This window comes from Lactobacillus gallinarum, from assembly GCF_002160635.1.
Lineage (GTDB): Bacteria > Bacillota > Bacilli > Lactobacillales > Lactobacillaceae > Lactobacillus > Lactobacillus gallinarum.
This window is the reverse complement of sequence record NZ_NFKZ01000070.1, coordinates 1-1,147: the sequence shown is the minus strand read 5'-3', so window position 1 is coordinate 1,147 and position 1,147 is coordinate 1. Positions and strand designations below refer to the sequence as shown.

Sequence of the window (1,147 nt, the reverse complement as noted above, 5' to 3'; positions counted from 1 at the left end):
TAAGATTCTAAGGTGTCCTGAACCTGACCAAAGCCTTTGTGAATTCGGTTGAAGTAGCGGTCATTGTAACTCATTGCTTGAATGCCAATAAAAGTATCAAGCGACTGTTCAGTCGGAAACTCTGCTTTAGGCTTAGCCTTGCGCTTAATGACGTTGTTAAAAGATTCAATCATGTTGGTAGAGTAAATTGAAGCTCTGATCTGCTTAGGATAATTATAGAAGACCAGCAGGTCCGGCTCGATGTCTTTCAGGTTTCTTATGACATGATTATAACTCTTGTCCCATTTGGCATAGAAGGCATGCAATACATCAACAGCAGCTGCTTTATTGGCTTGCTGGTGAATCTGCTTGAATTCGTTCATAATTGCCTCGCGATCTTCCACGCGTACTTTAGCGCAGATATTACGCATGACATGAACCAAGCAACGCTGGAAATGAGCTTGAGGATAGGTCTTTGCCAGTGCTGTCTTCATGCCCACAACGCCATCTGAAAGAAAAAGCTCTACTTGCTCTAAGCCGCGAGACTTCATGCTTTGGAGCAGCTCCGTCCAGACTTCAATGTTTTCATTGGGCGCAATGCAGTAGTCGATAACTTCCTTGTGGCCATTAGGTTTGATGCCAATGGCAATATAGACAGCTTCACGTTCAAAAGTTTCTCGGCGCAGAGGAACGTAGGTAGCGTCTAGATAAACGCAGAAGAACTTATCGCTAAGCTTACGCTTGTGATAGGCCTCTACCTTGGGGATCATCTGCTTAGAAATATTAGACACTTGAGCTGGACTATAATGACTGCCATACATTTTTTCGATCAAATCAGCTATCTCTCTGGTAGTTACGCCTTTAGAGTAAAGCTTGATGATCATGTTTTCCAACACATCTGCATGCTGCTTGTAGTCAGGCAGCGTGTGCTGATGAAACAGGCCGTTACGGTCTCGTGGCACCTGGATTTCAATTTTGCCAAACTGCGTATCCACCTTGCGAAAGTAGGCACCGTTCCTAGAATTGCCGGTATTCCAGCCGTCTCTTGCATAAGGATCATAACCTAGAAAGGCAGTTAATTCAGCTTCTAACAAGTCATTAACTGCCTGTTGTAGTTCTTTACGCAATAAATCATTAATTTTGTCTTGATTGAATAGAGCTTGAGCAA

At 43.4% G+C, this 1,147-nt stretch carries 1 protein-coding gene; it reads right to left on the bottom strand.

What is annotated here, in order from left to right; translation table 11 throughout:
- Nucleotides 1-1,147: IS256 family transposase (locus tag B5E95_RS10315; RefSeq protein ID WP_143437608.1), on the bottom strand; the 1,147-nt coding region annotated here is incomplete at both ends.